Raw genomic sequence first — 14,301 nt, 5'->3', positions numbered from 1 at the left:
CATGGGCGGGATGTGGGAGCTGTCGAACGGGGTAATTCGGGCGAATCGGTCGGATTCTGTTTGGTTGCTGAGCTCGGTGGAATCTCTCGGGTAATGTCCATTGACCAGGGAAAATGGGGTGTTTGCCCCCCGGTATCTGGATGGCTGCCATGAGGCTCGAGAGCGAGATGCGGTGCTACTCCCCCCGGGGCGGTTGCGGGGGGTCGACATGACCGCGGATGTCGCGGGCAACGGCATGCGGTCGATTCTGCGTGCCGCCTGTGTGAGCGTCGGTATCGATGCGAGCGATGCCGAGCCCGTGGGCGCGCAGGGGGTCTATCGGTTGCGCGACGGAATCGTCGTGCGGATCGGCGGGCGGGAACAGAAGCTGGCGACTTCGCGGGAAGTCGCCGTGTCTCGATGGCTGGAGACCTGTGGGGTGTCGGCGACGCGGGTCGTCCCGGATATCCCGCAGCCGGTCGTGGTCGACGGCCGACCGGTGACCTTTTGGCAGGAGTTGCCGCCGCATCACTCCGGCACGCCCGGCGAGGTCGGCAAGGCGCTGGGAGAGTTGCATCGGCTGCCGCTGCCCGGTTTCGAGCTGCGCCGGATGGCGCCCCTGGCTCGGGTGGAGGAGGACATCGCCGCCGCCCAGACGGTGACCGAGGACGACCGGCGCTGGTTGTGCAAACATCTGGACGAGTTGCGCGGCCGCTGGAAGGCGCTGCCGCGGGGTCTGCCGTGGTCGGTGGTGCAGGGCGCGGGCTCGGGCGACGGCGTGGTGGTCGGCGACGACGGCGACGCGATCCTGGTCGGATTGGAACGGGCTGTGATCGGCCCACCGGAGTGGGACCTGGTGCACATGGCGATCGAGTGCTGGACCGCCAAAAAGATCACCGCCTCGGAGTACGCCGAGTTCTGTACCGGATACGGCCGGGATGTGATGCGGTGGGACGGCTTCTACCTGCTGCGCGACATCCAGGAGTTCCGGATGGCCTTGCAGTCGTTGCGGGCCGCCGCCGTCGACCCGAGCCATCAGCGGTTGGCGCTGCGCCGCCTCGCATACATCCGCGGTGACGAGGGCATGCGACCGTGGCCCGAGTGGGCGGACACCGACTAGTCTGCCGCGACATCCTGGTGCGCCTGCCGGGTACGACATTGCGTCGTCCGCAGCAATCGCGAGAGCGGTCAGGGCAGCTTCGTAGGGCGGTGGGCGGGAACCAGGACCGGATCAGTGGGGCCAGGAGCCGCGTGGGTGAAGACGCCTTCGCCGGTCCAGCCCTGGTTCGTAGGGAAGGCGGCGGGCGCGGGTGTCGCCGACGAGCTCGGCCGCGGACTCGAACGAGTCGCGCGGACGCACGGCCGGGATGTCGGGGACGTTGCCCCGATGCGCGTCGCGCCAGCCGAGGTATCCCATCTCGGCGGCCGCCGAGGCGTCCTCGGGCCTGGCGCGGCGCCGGGGCAGTGTCGGTCATCCGCCAGGGTGGTAGCGGCGAACGCGTCGGCGATCAGCCCTGCTGGGTCGGGACGACGACGATCTCGGCGATGTTGACGTGCCGGGGTACGTCGACGGCGTAGGCGATCGCGTCCGCGATATCGCCGGGTTCCAGGATCTCGATCGCCGTGCGCCACTGCGCCAGGCCGGAGCGCTGTTGCTCGTCCTGCATCCCGTCGCCGAGTTCGGTGCCGACGAAGCCCGGTTCGATGTTCTTGATCCGGACGCCGCGCGGCCCGAACTCGGCGCGCAGGTTGCGGGTCAGGTGTGCGACCGCCGCCTTGGTGGCGGTGTATACGGCGTAGTTGGGGAAGACCGTGTGCCCGCCGATCGAGCCGACCAGCACCAGATCGGCGCGCTTGCCGTCGGTCGCGGCCGCGAGCAGGTCATCGATGAACGCTCGTCCGGTGTAGAGCAGCCCGGTGACGTTGGTGCCGACCATCTGGTCCCACTCGTCGGTGAGCGCGGACTCGAACGGCGCGGCGAGCATGACGCCCGCGTTCGCGACGACGAGGTCGACGGGCCCGAACGCCGCACGCACCGTGGCGGCGGCATCGCGCACGGACTGCTGATCGCCGACGTCGGCGACGACCGCGAGGGCGTGGGCGCCGAGTTCGGCGGCGAGTTCTTCGATGCGATCCTTGCGCCTGCCCAGCAGGGCGACCTTGGCGCCGCTCCGCGCGAGCCGCCGTGCGGTGGCGGCGCCGATTCCACTCGATGCTCCGGTGACGACCGCGACGCGGCCGGTGAGGTTGTCGTTCGTCATGTCCACTACTTTCCGGCCCTTCGCGTGCGCCTGACAGGCTGCGGACTTCCTGGTAGTCGCGGGGCCACCCAGGAGCGGCGCCCCTGACCTACGCTCGGGTCATGGACTCCGACAATCGACTGGGCGCCTTCCTACGCGCGCGCCGCGAATTGGTGCGACCGGAGGATTTCGGGTTGCCGGGCGGCGGCCAGCGGCGGGTCGCCGGTCTGCGCCGGGAGGAGATCGCGCTGCTCGCCGGGGTGAGCGCCGACTATTACGTGCGACTGGAGCAAGGGCGCGACCGGCATCCTTCCGAACAGGTCATCGCGTCGCTCGCGCGGGTGTTCGCGCTGGACGAGGAGGGCACGGCGCACCTGCGGGAACTGGCCAGGCCGACGGCCAGACGGCCGAGAGCGCCGCGGCGGCCCGAACGTGTGGCGCCCGGCTTGCTGCGCCTGATGAACGCGTGGCCGCACACGCCGGCGCTGGTGCTGGGCAGGTACCTGGACGTCCTGGCGGCGAATCCCTTGGCCGCGGCCGTCAACTCGTGTTCGGTTCCGGGAGTGAATCAGGTGCGCATGGTCTTCCTCGATCCGGAGGCGCGCGACGTCTACCTGGATTGGCCGACCATCGCGGCCGACACCGTCGCCAGCCTGCGGGCGACCGCGGGCGCGGACCTGGACGACCCGCGATTGACCGAGCTGGTCGGCGAGTTGTCGCTGAAGAGCGAGGAGTTCCGGCAGCTGTGGGCCCGCCATGACGTCCGGGCGAAGACCGGGGGCGTCAAGGAATTTCGCAACCCCATGGTCGGGGACCTGACCTTGTCCTACGAGACGTTCAGCGTGAACGGCGCGCCGGGCCAGATACTCATCGCCTACCACGCGGAGCCGGGATCGCTCTCGGAGCGATCTCTGGCACTGCTCGGCAGTTTGATCGCCGACAACCCGAGGACGGCAGATGATGCGCAGCGTCCCGCCGGTCAGCCGGACGTGACGCGGCAAGCGCGCTGAGCGGCCCGGAGCCGTCAATCCTTCGCTTCGGTCCGCGTCGCCCCCGCCGACGCAGCCACCACACACGCGACGCCCGCCCACTGTCCGAGATTCATGATCTGACCGAGGACGACCAAACCCGCGATCGCCGCGACCGCTGGCTCCAGACTCATCAGCACACCGAAGACGCGGGGCGGGATCCGCCGCAGCGCTTCCAGCTCCACCGAATACGGAAGCACCGACGACAGCAACGCCACCGCGAATCCGGCGGCGAGCACGCCGGGCTGCAACAGCGCGGCGCCCGCGTCGATGACGCCGACCGGCAGCATGACCAGGCCGCCGAACGCCATGGCCAGTGCCAGACCGCCGCCGCCGCTGGTCTGTTTGCCGAGTGCGGCGCTCAGCAGGATGTAGCCTGCCCAGCACGCCGCCGCGGCCAGCGCGAACAGCACTCCGGCCCAGTTCACGTCGCCGTCGGCCCGGGTCAGCAGCAGCACTCCCGCCCCGGCGAGCATCGCCCACAGCGGGTCGATCCAGCGCCGCGATCCGGCCAGCGCGACGCTCAGCGGTCCGAGGAACTCGATGGTCACCGCCATGCCGAGCGGAATCCGATCGATCGCTTCGTAGAACGAGAGGTTCATCAGCGCGAGCACCGCGCCGTAGCCGAGGACGACCGGCAGCGCGCCGCGTGCCACCCGCAGCGACGAGCGCCAGATCACCAGCAGGACGATCCCGGCGAAGATCAGCCGCAGCGTGACCGCACCGGCCGCTCCGGTCGCCGCGAACAGTTGCTTCGCCACCGCCGCGCCCACTTGCACGCTGACGATGCCCGCCAGCACCAGCGCCGTCGGCGGTACGCCACCGAGCCCCTGAGCGGCGACCGAACGCCGGACCGAGACCGTCCTCGCCCCGCGCGCCCTCCGCTCGAAGTCGATCGCCACCACGCCGCACCTCCGTTGTCTCGGGAAGACCTCCGGACACCCAACCACGCCGGGGCGACACGACCGTCAGGCGGTGCGGGCCCCACCGAGATTCCGCGGTTTGCCCCCGTCGAAGCCGTGGGGGAGTGAGTATCTAGTTATCGCGCCGGTGCGCGGCCGGCGTCCGTTCGACGAAGAGCGACTCACGACCGATAGGACCACTCCGCATGCGAAAAGGAGTTGCCGCGATAGCGGCGGCGATCGGAACCGGCGCGGCAGTCGCGCTGGCTTGCCCACCCCTGGCCGGAGCCACGGTGACCCAGGTGGGGATGTATCCCGGCATCAATTTCGGCTTGGCGACGAACTACGGAACAGGCTGCACCTACACCGCGCGAGCGACGGTGACCGACATCGTCACACCGGTGACGTTCTACGACAACGGCATCCCGTTCGGCGTGGTCCGCCCGTCGGGCGGCGTCGCACTGATCGACTGGGTGCCCGCGACACCGGGGCCGCACACCGTCAGCGCGGTACAAGAGCCGTACGCACCGTATGTGGCGGGAATCGACCTGCGGGTCGGTGAAGGCGTCCACCTGGGGTACGCGTGCGTCGTCCTCGGCGGTTGACGGGTCCGCCGCGCCGGTAGTGTCGAAATCGGCGGTGCTGAGCTCGATCTTTTCGTCGGGAAAGGAAGTGAGCATGCGAAGCAACGGGCCGATCGTGGTCGGTGTGGACGGGTCCGCCGGATCGGCGGCGGCGGTCGCGTGGGGAGCGCAGGCGGCCGCGCAGCATCGGGCGCCGCTGTGTCTGGTGCACGTGCTGGATCCGGTCGCCGACTACGGGCCCGGCGTCACCGAACCGCTCACCAGCACCGACTACGCCCGATTGGAGGGGCACGGTCGCTGGGTGCTGGACACCGCGACCGAGGAGGCGCTCATCGCGGTCCGGGCGTTGCACGACATCGAGATCACCACCGAGTTGGTGTACGAGCCGGTCGGTCCGGCGCTGCTGGACCGTACCCGCGGAGCGCGGATGATGGTGGTCGGAACCCGGGAACGCGGGACCGTCCGGCGCGCTCTGCTCGGGTCGGTGAGCGCGGCGCTGGCCCGCCGGGCGCGCTGCCCGCTGGTCGTGGTCCGGGAGGGCGCGCCGCTCAGCCCGGAGGCCAGGAAGCAGCTGATCGTGGTCGGGGTGGACGGTACGGAGGTCAGTGAACCCGCCATCGAAGCGGCACTGCACGAGGCCTCGTCGCGGGATGTGCCTCTGCTGGCACTGCACGTGTGGACCGGCGTCGAATTGCCGTCGGCGAGGGCGGAGCTCGCGGGTGACACCGAAAAGCAGATCGTGCTCGCGGAGAGCCTCGCCGGATGGCAGGAGCGCTTTCCGGACGTCGAGATCCGGCGCGAGATCGTGACCGATCGGCCCGAGCGCTGTCTGCTCGAACGCTCCGAGCGAGCCCAGTTGCTCGTGGTCGGTAGCCGGGGCCGAGGTGGGTTCGCAGGCATGCTGCTCGGCTCGACCAGTCAGGCGCTGCTGCTGTCGGTGGCGTGCCCGATCATGATCGTCCGCGACCTGTCGATGGTGGTCCGCCACCTGCCCGACTGAGCGTTACGCTCCGGTCGTCGAACCCGGCCGGACGATCATCAGAACGGTGACCGCCGCCCACAGCAGGTTGAACACCCCGGTGTCCATGGCGAGACGGCGGATCAGCGTCGGTGTCGTCCCGGTGAGGTCTGCCAGGATCTTCTGCTGTCCCGGCAGCACGAGCAGTGCGAGCACACCCGCCGCGGCGGCCGTCAACCCGATCGACACCATCAGCCATGCGTCGCTGAGCACGCCGAGACTCAGCGCGGTGAGCAGACCGAAGGCCGGGACGAGCACGCCGAGCAGAGCGTAGACCCGGCAGATGCGATGCAACGTGCCGAGGACGGCGCGGCTGTGCTCGGCTCCGGATGGGGCGAGGGCGCGGCGGGTGGTGGCGGGAAACATGCTGGCAGCCACCGTCACGGGTCCGACGGCAATGATCACGGCGAGCACGTGGACCGAGAGCAGGAACTTCGTCACGGCGGTCGACACTAGTAAGCGCGGCGCGTACGAGAAATTGGCGAAAGTGCCATATAGCGATTGATTCTCGCCATTAGCCTTGAACTGCCCACTCCTCCCAGGGCGCACTAGATCGGCATTGGCTGAAATCGACCGGATAACTACGCTATTGCCATGCACACCGTGGTCGTACTCGCGCTGGACGGAGTGATCTCGTTCGATCTGGCCACGCCGGTGGAGGTGTTCGGGCGAACCTGCCTGCCCGACGGACGCCCCGCCTATCGCGTGCTGGTCTGCGCGCCCGCGCCGACGGTCGACGCGGGCGTGTTCACGCTGTGTGCGTCCCGGGGGCTCGACGCGCTGGCCGAGGCCGACACGATCGTGCTGCCCGGCTGCGCCGATCCGGGCCTGCCGGTGCCGGCCGAGGTGATCGACGCGCTACGCCGGGCCGCCGCCGCGGGCACCCGTATCGCGTCGATCTGTTCCGGCGCCTTCATCTTGGCGGCGACCGGATTGCTGAACGGCCATCGCGCGACCACGCACTGGCTCGCCACCGCGGAACTAGCGGCCCGCTACCCGGAGATAGAGGTGGACCCCGGCGTGCTGTACGTGGACAACGGTTCGTTGCTCACCTCGGCGGGCGCCGCGGCCGGGATCGATCTGTGCCTGCACATGGTCCGCCGCGACTACGGCTCGGCGGTGGCGGCGGACGCGGCCAGGAAATCCGTCGTGCCGCTGGAGCGGGAAGGGGGACAGGCGCAGTTCATCGTGCACGACCAGCCACCGACGCCGCGCGGCTCGGTGCTGGAGCCGGTGCTGCGGTGGATCCAGGACAACTCCGCGCGCGACCTCTCCCTCGACGAGATCGCCGTACAAGCCGGAATGAGCACCCGCACGCTCAACCGGCGGTTTCGCGAGCACACCGGAACGACGCCCCTGCAATGGCTGTTGCGTGCGCGCATCCGGCAGGCGCAGCATCTGCTCGAAGTCACCAGTCACCCGGTGGACCGGATCGCGGGCCAGGTCGGTTTCGGGTCGCCGACCGCGTTCCGCGACCGCTTCAAGCGAGTGGTCGGGACGAGCCCGCACAACTACCGGGCAGCCTTTCACGCCGACCGATGAGTTCTCGCGCGTCACCCCGTCGGATCAAGCGACCGAGTTCGCAACACCGATCCAGGAGCAACGCGCATGAGGAAAATCACCGCAGGCCTGTTCATCGCCCTCGACGGCGTCATCGAAGATCCGCAGAACTGGCACTTCCCGTATTTCGACGACGCCATGGGGGCGGCTGTCGACGCCCAACTCGGCGCCGCCGACACCCTGTTGCTCGGCCGCAGGACCTACGAGAGCTTCGCGGGCGCGTGGCCGGAGCGCGAAGCGGCGGGCGGCCCGGACGCGGCGTTCGGGAAGAAACTGGGCGATGCGCGCAAACTCGTGGTGACGCGGCAGAACCTCGAATTCACCTGGCGCAACTCCGAAGTGATCGGCGGCGACCTGATCGAGGCGGTGACGGCATTGAAGGGCGAGCCGGGCGGGGACATCGGCATGAGCGGCTCGGTCTCGGTCGTCCGTCAGTTGCTGGCCGCCGGTCTGCTGGACGAACTGCACCTGCTGGTGCATCCGATCGCGGTCGGCAAAGGCGAGCGCCTGTTCCAGGACGGTGCAACCACTGTTCCGCTGCGCCTGCTGTCCTCGGAGACCTTCGACACCGGGGTGCTGCACCTGGTTTACACCCGCGACGAGGCCGCGCTCGCCGGAACGTACGAAGACGCGAAAGTGCACCTTTCCCAGAGCGTTCGGTAAGAGTCGGCTCCGGATCGCGCAGGGGGTTGCCGCTGAGTTTCGGTCCAGCGCTCGCCATTTCGAAACTCGGACAGTGCCAGTGCGAACTATATGGAGTGTCCGAGCGCTTTCGTGACGATGCCGCCGGTGACCGATTTGACGAGGTAGCTCGTGGAGTCGTGCGGCGACGCGCCGTTGTCGAAGTGCGGCTCGGTGACCGGAGCGACGGTGCCGCCGGGATACGGCGGGAAGAACACGGTGAGATCGAGGTGCGCCGCGACGAGATCGTCCTCGTCCACCAGGTTGTGCCAGTTCGTCACCGCCTTCGGCACGGTGCTCGGCTGCGGGCGCAGCCGGTCGTACACGACCGTGCGCAGGCCCAGTGGCGAGCCCATGGTCAGCAGGGACACCGGATGGTCGGTGCGGTGCAGCGCCTCGTAGGCCACCACGCTGCCGAGCGAGTGCGCGATCACCAGGCGCGTTTCGGGGCCGATCTGGTCGAGCACCTGCCGCTGGGCGTACTCCCGCACCTCGTCGTCGGTGAAGTACCGGGTGACCTGGGACAGTGCCGCTATGACGAACTTCTGGGCCAGCCCGAACCCGAACGGCGCGAACCAGCGCAAGCGCATCAGCGCGTTCAAAGCGGGCCGCAGCCTCGCGTTCGCTCCCTGCGCCACCGCGTCCGGCGGCGGGGGAGTGCCGAGTCGGCGGGCCGTCGCCCGATCGCGCTGGTCACCGGCGTGCTCCATGGCTGTCGCGAGCCACGTGGCCGCGAGTTGCTCCATCAGGTCGAGTTGCTCGTCGTCGAGTTCGGTCCCCGCACCCTGGGCGCCCTCGACCAGGAACCGATTGCCGTAGAACGCCATGCGGGTCGACAAGTCGCCGGGAGTACCGTTGCGCCACAATCGGTCCGCCAATTCGGGTGCGCCGTAGTTGCGTACGCCTCCGGCGAGTCCGGGCAACCAGCGCGCCTCCAGCGTGTCGGCCGATTCCTGTTCCTGCGCGATGCCGTGCACGAGGACGATCGTCGCCAACGTCCCACCCCTTTCGATCCCCGGTGTCGGGAACAGTGTCCCTCATCGGAGGCGGGATCGGCAGCGTGGCTCATCGTCCGGAACGGTTCCGTGCGCGAATCGCTTTGCCCAGTGGGGCAATCGAATTGGCGAGTCCGAACAGCACCCGCTCGGCGATCGAGTGCTGCGGGGGCAGCACGGCGAGTTGGCGGGCGAGTTCCAGCCCGTTGACGATCGCCGTGTTCGACTCGATCAGCCCCTCGCGCACGACGAACACGTCGGTGCCCAGCAGATCGAGGTGTCTTCCGTTGGGGGCCAACCCGATCAGCGGCGCGGTGCCGTCGAACCGGCCGTGCATGCGCCAGTGCACCACGGCACGCTCGTCTTGCGCTGTGACCGAGAGGATCTCCATCGTCAGGTCGGGGACCGCGGCGTGCACGTCACGGAAGAAGGCCACGACCTCGCCCGGAGCGCGCAGATCGGCGACGCCGACGAACACGTCGATCGCACCCGGCCGCCAGCAGTCGGAGACGGTTTGCCAGTCCTGCTCGCCGATGGCCTCGACGTAACGACGCGCCACCGAGCCCGGGTCGCCTGAGTTCGTCAACGGTAATCCTTTCGTCATCGCGATAGTGACCTATTCGGGGATGACCGCGCTCCACGCCCACGCCCGACATCCTGCTCGTCCCGACGGGCCCGGCCCGGCGGCGGCCGCGGTCGACGACGCGCTGCCGGCCTGGCTGCGGCGAGCGCACCGGAGCCCCACCCGGTGGACGAGCTCGGTGTGCACGGGTTCGCTGGTACTGGCCGCGGCCGGACTGCTGGACGGACGCCTGCCACGACGCATCGGCCGGCGCAGTCGGCATTGCGCGCACTCGGCGCGGACGTTCGCCCGGAGGAACGAGTGGTGCGTAACGGGAGAACAGCTACGGCCGCAGGAGTCTCCGCAGGCATCGATCTGGCGCTGTGGCTGGTCGGGGACGTCTTCGGCGCGGAGCAGCCACAGATCGCTCAATTGATCATCGAGTACGACCCGCAGCCGCCGTACGACGCCGGTCACGTCGGCAAGGCCTCGCGCGCCGTGCGGCGGGCCGCCACCGCCCAGTGGGAAATCTTCAGGCGTCCCGCCATTTGATCGAGCAACCCATGCTCGGCCGGTGTGGTTCGGGCGCGGGCTCGCCCGCGAGCACGGCCTCGACGGCCGTGCGCAAGTCGTCCCCGGTCAGCGGCTTGCCGTTCCCGGGCGTCGATTCGTCGAATGCGCCGCGGTAGGCGAGTCGGAGGTCGGCGTCGTAGAGGAAGAAATCGGGAGTGCATGCGGCGCGGAAGGCCCGCCCCACGTGCTGCTCCTCGTCGACGAGATAGGGAAACGTCCAGCCCGCGCGGATCGCTTGGTCGCGCAGCCGCAGCGGTGCGTCGTCCGGGTAGGCGGTCGCGTCGTTGGTGCAGATGGCCACGGTCGGCATGGACGGCAGCGAGTCGACCAGTTCGCCGAGCGCGGCCTCGATGTGCTTGACGTAGGGGCAGTGATTGCACGCGAAGACGACCAGCAGACCGGGTCCGTCCGCGAAGTCGTCGCGGGAGTAGATCCGCTGGTCGAGATCGGGTAGAGCGAAGTCGGGTAGCGGTGTGCCGATGGGAACCATGTGTGAGGTATGCGCCATGGTGTGCCTTCCGTCGGGATCGCAGAGGACAGCGGGAGCCTAACCCCGTGTCGTCCGATTCGTCGGAAATACGCCGATGAACGGTCAGTCGGCGTGGCGGGCTTCTCAGCAGGTCAGATCGGCCGGATCAGTGTTCGCTCCGCACAGCACCACGCACACCCGCTCGCCGGGCCTAAGTCGGAACGCCGGCTCCGCGCCGCGTATCGCCGCCAAGGCGGTCGCCGCGGCGTGCTCGACGGCGAGGCGGCGCTGCGCCCACAGCTCGCGGCGCGCCGCCACGATCGCGTCGTCGTCGACCAGCACCGAGGCCACGTCGTAGCGCTGTGCGGCCGTCAGCGCCAGCTGCGAGGCGCGCCGGGCGCCGAGCGAGTCGGCGGCGATCGAGTCGACCTCCACGTCCACGACCTGTTCGGCCTCGATCGCGGCGTGCAGCGCGCGGCAATGAACCGGTTCGACGGCGACGGTCCGGACGCCGTAGTGATCGGCGGCGGTGGCCACACCCGCGAACAGCCCGCCGCCGCCGACCGCGACCACGACGGCGCCGAGATCGGGGATGCGCTCGTGGATCTCGGTCATGAGCGTGCCCGCACCGGCGGCGATCAGCGGGTTGTCGTAGGCGTGGGAGAGCAGGGCGCCGGTGGCGTCGGCGAATTCGCGACTGGCCGCGAGCGCGTCGGCGTATTGCGTCCCCACCAGGCGGACGTCGGCGCCATAGGAGGTCAACCGGTCCACTTTGACCCGCGGCGCGGTGGTCGGCAGGAACACCGTGGCGGGAATTCCCTGGCTGCGCGCTGCCCACGCGCACGCGAGTCCGGCGTTGCCGCCCGAGGCGATCGTCACGCCTACCCGAGGTAACGTCCCGTTCTCGCGATGCGTGAGCAAGAAGTTCAGCGCACCCCGGGCTTTGAAGCTGCCGGTGTGCTGCAGGAACTCCAATGCGAACCACAGCTCGCCCGTGTGGTCGGCCTGCGCCACGGCCACCGGTCTGACCAGCCCGGCCACCCGTTCGGCAGCGGCCTTCACGTCGCTGTGGGTCAGTTCCATCGAACTCCTCGGTACCGTGCCGCTCAGTACTCGCGGCGGTGCGGGGCGAACTCCAGGGTGAGCAGGGCGGCGGCGGCGATGACCACTTCGCGCCAGCGGATCAAGGCGTAGCGCTGATCCGACAGCGCGTGGAATTTCCGCAGGAAGCGGTAGAGCGATTCCAGCCGGATCAGTGGATCGGCGAGGTGCACCAGCACGTAGAGCAGCGTGGCCGTGCGCGATTTGTCCTTCTCGGCGAACAGTTCCGGGAAGGGGGCGAAAGCCAGCGAGATACGGTGGATATCGTGCGCGGCGGCGTAGTCGACCAGATCGACGATCATGCGTTCGTCCAGGCCGTTGGGTGCGTCCTTGCGCCGCCACGGCACGTCGAGGCTCAGTTCCCGGCCCCGGTCCGAGATGCCGTAGCGCTGGAAGCCAACGGGATTGCCGTCGGCGTCGCTGGCGATGACCACCAGCATGTTGGGATTCCGTCCGTCGAGCAGGTGGTCCAGGATCATCGAGAAGCCACGGGTCTGCCTGCCGCGCCGCCATTCGTCGACGATGGCCAGCAGTTCCTCGCGTCGTTGTTCGGTGAGGGCCGACTCGTACACCACCTCGGTGGTGACGCCGAAATTCTTGGTCCGGCTCACGGCTTGGCGCAGGTTGCGGAACTTGCGGCCGACGAGGTCGAACTCGTCCACATCGAGCACCACGTCGCGGCCGATCGGTACCGCGTGCAGCCCGCGATGCTCCAGCGCCCACACCTGCCACAGGTCCGCTAGTTCCGGGCTCGCGCCCAGCACGGCGACGCGCCAGCCCTGGTTGACCGCGAAGTCGGAGAACGCGGCGACCAGTTCGGGGAAGGCCGCGCGATCACCGATCGGGTCGCCCGCCACGGCGGCGATGCCGAAGCGAGCGCGATAGCCGATCGCGGCGGTCGACGACGCGTTGAAGAAGTAGGTCTTCGACGAGTGCAAGGCGAACGGCGCCAGCGCATCGCCCTCGGTGCGGCCGACCAGTTCTGCCACTCGGTACAGCTGGTCGGGCTGCGGTTTGCTGGCTATCGGCAGCACCAGAACGAAGCCGGTGGCGGCCAGCAGCACGAATCCGGCGCCGGGATGCTCGGCGCGGTAGGCCAGGTGCGCGACGGCCAGCACCAGCACCGCGGCGGTGAGGTGCGGAAGCGTGATCGGCCTGCGCAGGTGCAGCCCTCGCGCGACGAAGACGCCGGACAGCGCGAGTGCGACGAACCAGCCGTGGTCGACGGTCTCGTTCGAGGTGGCGTTGGCCTCGTAGGCCAGGATCACCGCGATCAGCAGCGCCAGGGTGATCAGCGTGGCGCGCGCGGCGGGCGTGGTGGTGAAAGCGGCTTCCCGGTAGCCGCTGAGGGTGGTGGCGCGCAGTGTGCGCGAGCTGGAGGTTCCCTGACCGTCAGGCACGAGCGGGCTCCGCTCTGCCCGCGCGCTTCGCTACCCACGACAGTTTCGCCATGGTGGCCCTCCAGATGATCGCCTACCGAACACACTATGCGCACCGGACGGTCCAGGGGAAATGCCTTTCCGAACCGTCGGGTAGCCCGGGGGCACGAACCGAGCCGGACGCAGGGCACGTGCCGCCCCAGGGGCAAACATCGGATGAATCCCGTTTTATTCCTTCGCCAGGGCCGCTTCCAGTCGTGCGATCTGATCGGGTGGCGTGGACCGTCCTGATCGGCGTGAGCGACCAGCAGTTCCGCCGTGATGCCCGCCGCGTGGTGGCGCGGGCTGTCCGGGCGGGCCGCGATCCGATCGCCGAAGGTCGCCGCCGACGTCACGGGCGAAATCATCGGGGCTCCGAGGTCGGATTTCGGCGGTCAACCGGTGCGATGCCGGCCGCGCGATGTGCGCCCGCGCGACGACATAGGAGAATCCTCGGCTGCAGACCGATTGCCCGAATGTGCGCGGAGCATGATCGAAGCAAATCGACAATTCAACCCTATTTCTTTCTCTTGGGGGCTGATTCGGTCGATTGCAGTCCGATTGCTGATTCCTCGGCGTGTATCCGCGATTTTCCGCTGTCCCGTTGTCATGCTCAGTGCCTGGCTGATCCGAACCAACCGCCTGAGGAGTGGGCGCGACGAGAGGTCCGACTGTGAAACTGAGCTGGATGGCGATTGCCGCGCTGGTAGTCGCTGCTGTGTCCGGGTGTTCCGACGATCCTTCGGAGGGGTCGGCGGCGACCTCGACCACCGTCGGTGCCGCCTCGAGCGCTCCGGCCACGACGGCCGGAGCGCGCGACGACGAGGCGGCGGACGGCGGGCTCCGGATTTTGCTGGGTGAAGTAAAGAAAGTTCCGGTGCCCGCCGATGCGGTGCTCGATATCCGGGCTCCCGCCGCTTGGGGTCAAGCCGTCGGTGGTATTCGCTGCACAGTCACCGATAGTTCCGGCCGGAATGAAGATCTGCGCTCGTCGGACGCGAAGAAGACCGAGACGTTCGGCGGGACGGAATGGGTGACGGTGTGGACGTTCTCCTCCGCCCCGAACAGCGACGTCACCGTGGGTTGCCGGGACGCGGAGTCGAAGATCGCTGCCGCTCATCGGGATCCGTATCTGCGCGTCGTGCCGCGCGAGATCGTCCCGATCGCGCCGCCGCAGCGCTGATCGCACCG

The 14,301-nt window shown here is 69.1% G+C and carries 16 protein-coding genes; 8 read left to right on the top strand and 8 right to left on the bottom strand.

Features of this window, described 5'->3' with window-relative positions; all coding sequences use genetic code 11:
• Positions 1–208 precede the first annotated feature (208 nt).
• Entirely contained in the window at positions 209–1,099 is an 891-nt protein-coding gene (locus tag ACL03I_RS11350; RefSeq protein ID WP_355077858.1) for a phosphotransferase, read from the top strand.
• 388 nt (positions 1,100–1,487) lie between these two features.
• Here ACL03I_RS11350 and ACL03I_RS11345 read toward each other — a convergent pair whose 3' ends face one another.
• A complete protein-coding gene (locus ACL03I_RS11345) occupies positions 1,488–2,240 on the bottom strand; it encodes an SDR family oxidoreductase (RefSeq protein WP_412805851.1) in 753 nt (250 codons plus the stop codon).
• A 101-nt stretch (positions 2,241–2,341) separates the two neighbouring features.
• Between ACL03I_RS11345 and ACL03I_RS11340 the strand changes: the two genes are divergently transcribed.
• The gene (locus ACL03I_RS11340) at positions 2,342–3,229 is read left to right on the top strand and encodes a helix-turn-helix transcriptional regulator (protein ID WP_412805850.1); all 888 of its coding nucleotides are present in this window, start codon (positions 2,342–2,344) and stop codon (positions 3,227–3,229) included.
• A 14-nt stretch (positions 3,230–3,243) separates the two neighbouring features.
• Here ACL03I_RS11340 and ACL03I_RS11335 read toward each other — a convergent pair whose 3' ends face one another.
• Positions 3,244–4,149, bottom strand: a complete 906-nt coding sequence (locus tag ACL03I_RS11335) for an EamA family transporter (protein WP_355077855.1) — start codon at positions 4,147–4,149, stop codon at positions 3,244–3,246.
• Positions 4,150–4,355: 206 nt separating this feature from the next.
• Between ACL03I_RS11335 and ACL03I_RS11330 the strand changes: the two genes are divergently transcribed.
• Positions 4,356–4,754, top strand: coding sequence for a hypothetical protein (locus ACL03I_RS11330; RefSeq protein WP_355077854.1), 399 nt, complete (start codon positions 4,356–4,358; stop codon positions 4,752–4,754).
• Between the two features lie 73 nt (positions 4,755–4,827).
• Complete coding sequence (locus ACL03I_RS11325; RefSeq protein WP_412805849.1) at positions 4,828–5,733, top strand: universal stress protein; 906 nt, start codon at positions 4,828–4,830, stop codon at positions 5,731–5,733.
• Between the two features lie 3 nt (positions 5,734–5,736).
• On the opposite strand, the gene ACL03I_RS11320 is transcribed toward ACL03I_RS11325, so the two are convergent.
• Positions 5,737–6,192, bottom strand: a complete 456-nt coding sequence (locus ACL03I_RS11320; RefSeq protein WP_355077852.1) for a hypothetical protein — start codon at positions 6,190–6,192, stop codon at positions 5,737–5,739.
• Between the two features lie 153 nt (positions 6,193–6,345).
• Here ACL03I_RS11320 and ACL03I_RS11315 point away from each other — a divergent pair, with 153 nt between their 5' ends.
• Together ACL03I_RS11315 and ACL03I_RS11310 are read left to right on the top strand one after the other, a co-directional pair.
• A complete protein-coding gene (locus ACL03I_RS11315) occupies positions 6,346–7,293 on the top strand; it encodes a GlxA family transcriptional regulator (protein WP_397276870.1) in 948 nt (315 codons plus the stop codon).
• Between the two features lie 66 nt (positions 7,294–7,359).
• Positions 7,360–7,974 carry a dihydrofolate reductase family protein gene (locus tag ACL03I_RS11310; protein ID WP_412805848.1) on the top strand — a complete coding sequence of 205 codons (615 nt, stop codon included), beginning with the start codon at positions 7,360–7,362 and terminating at the stop codon, positions 7,972–7,974.
• Positions 7,975–8,060: 86 nt separating this feature from the next.
• Here ACL03I_RS11310 and ACL03I_RS11305 read toward each other — a convergent pair whose 3' ends face one another.
• Entirely contained in the window at positions 8,061–8,987 is a 927-nt protein-coding gene (locus ACL03I_RS11305; protein ID WP_412805847.1) for a hypothetical protein, read from the bottom strand.
• A 70-nt stretch (positions 8,988–9,057) separates the two neighbouring features.
• Entirely contained in the window at positions 9,058–9,573 is a 516-nt protein-coding gene (locus ACL03I_RS11300; RefSeq protein ID WP_412805846.1) for an ester cyclase, read from the bottom strand.
• 300 nt (positions 9,574–9,873) lie between these two features.
• Here ACL03I_RS11300 and ACL03I_RS11295 point away from each other — a divergent pair, with 300 nt between their 5' ends.
• Positions 9,874–10,101, top strand: coding sequence for a type 1 glutamine amidotransferase family protein (locus tag ACL03I_RS11295; protein ID WP_412805845.1), 228 nt, complete (start codon positions 9,874–9,876; stop codon positions 10,099–10,101).
• On the opposite strand, the gene ACL03I_RS11290 is transcribed toward ACL03I_RS11295, so the two are convergent.
• The 3 genes from ACL03I_RS11290 to ACL03I_RS11280 form a co-directional block, all read right to left on the bottom strand.
• Entirely contained in the window at positions 10,082–10,630 is a 549-nt protein-coding gene (locus ACL03I_RS11290) for a thioredoxin family protein (protein ID WP_355077846.1), read from the bottom strand. The genes ACL03I_RS11295 and ACL03I_RS11290 overlap by 20 nt on opposite strands.
• Before the next feature lie 105 nt (positions 10,631–10,735).
• On the bottom strand, positions 10,736–11,674 hold the full coding sequence (locus ACL03I_RS11285) for a threonine/serine dehydratase (protein ID WP_355077845.1): 939 nt from the start codon (positions 11,672–11,674) through the stop codon (positions 10,736–10,738).
• A 23-nt stretch (positions 11,675–11,697) separates the two neighbouring features.
• On the bottom strand, positions 11,698–13,092 hold the full coding sequence (locus ACL03I_RS11280) for a bifunctional lysylphosphatidylglycerol flippase/synthetase MprF (protein ID WP_355077844.1): 1,395 nt from the start codon (positions 13,090–13,092) through the stop codon (positions 11,698–11,700).
• 706 nt (positions 13,093–13,798) lie between these two features.
• On the opposite strand from ACL03I_RS11280, the gene ACL03I_RS11275 reads away from it, so the two are divergent.
• Positions 13,799–14,293, top strand: coding sequence for a hypothetical protein (locus ACL03I_RS11275; RefSeq protein WP_355077843.1), 495 nt, complete (start codon positions 13,799–13,801; stop codon positions 14,291–14,293).
• Positions 14,294–14,301: the final 8 nt, after the last annotated feature.

Source organism: Nocardia sichangensis (assembly GCF_047200615.1).
Classification (GTDB): Bacteria; Actinomycetota; Actinomycetes; order Mycobacteriales; family Mycobacteriaceae; genus Nocardia; species Nocardia sichangensis.
Note: the sequence above shows the minus strand (reverse complement) of the source record. Positions and strands in the feature narration are given on the sequence as shown.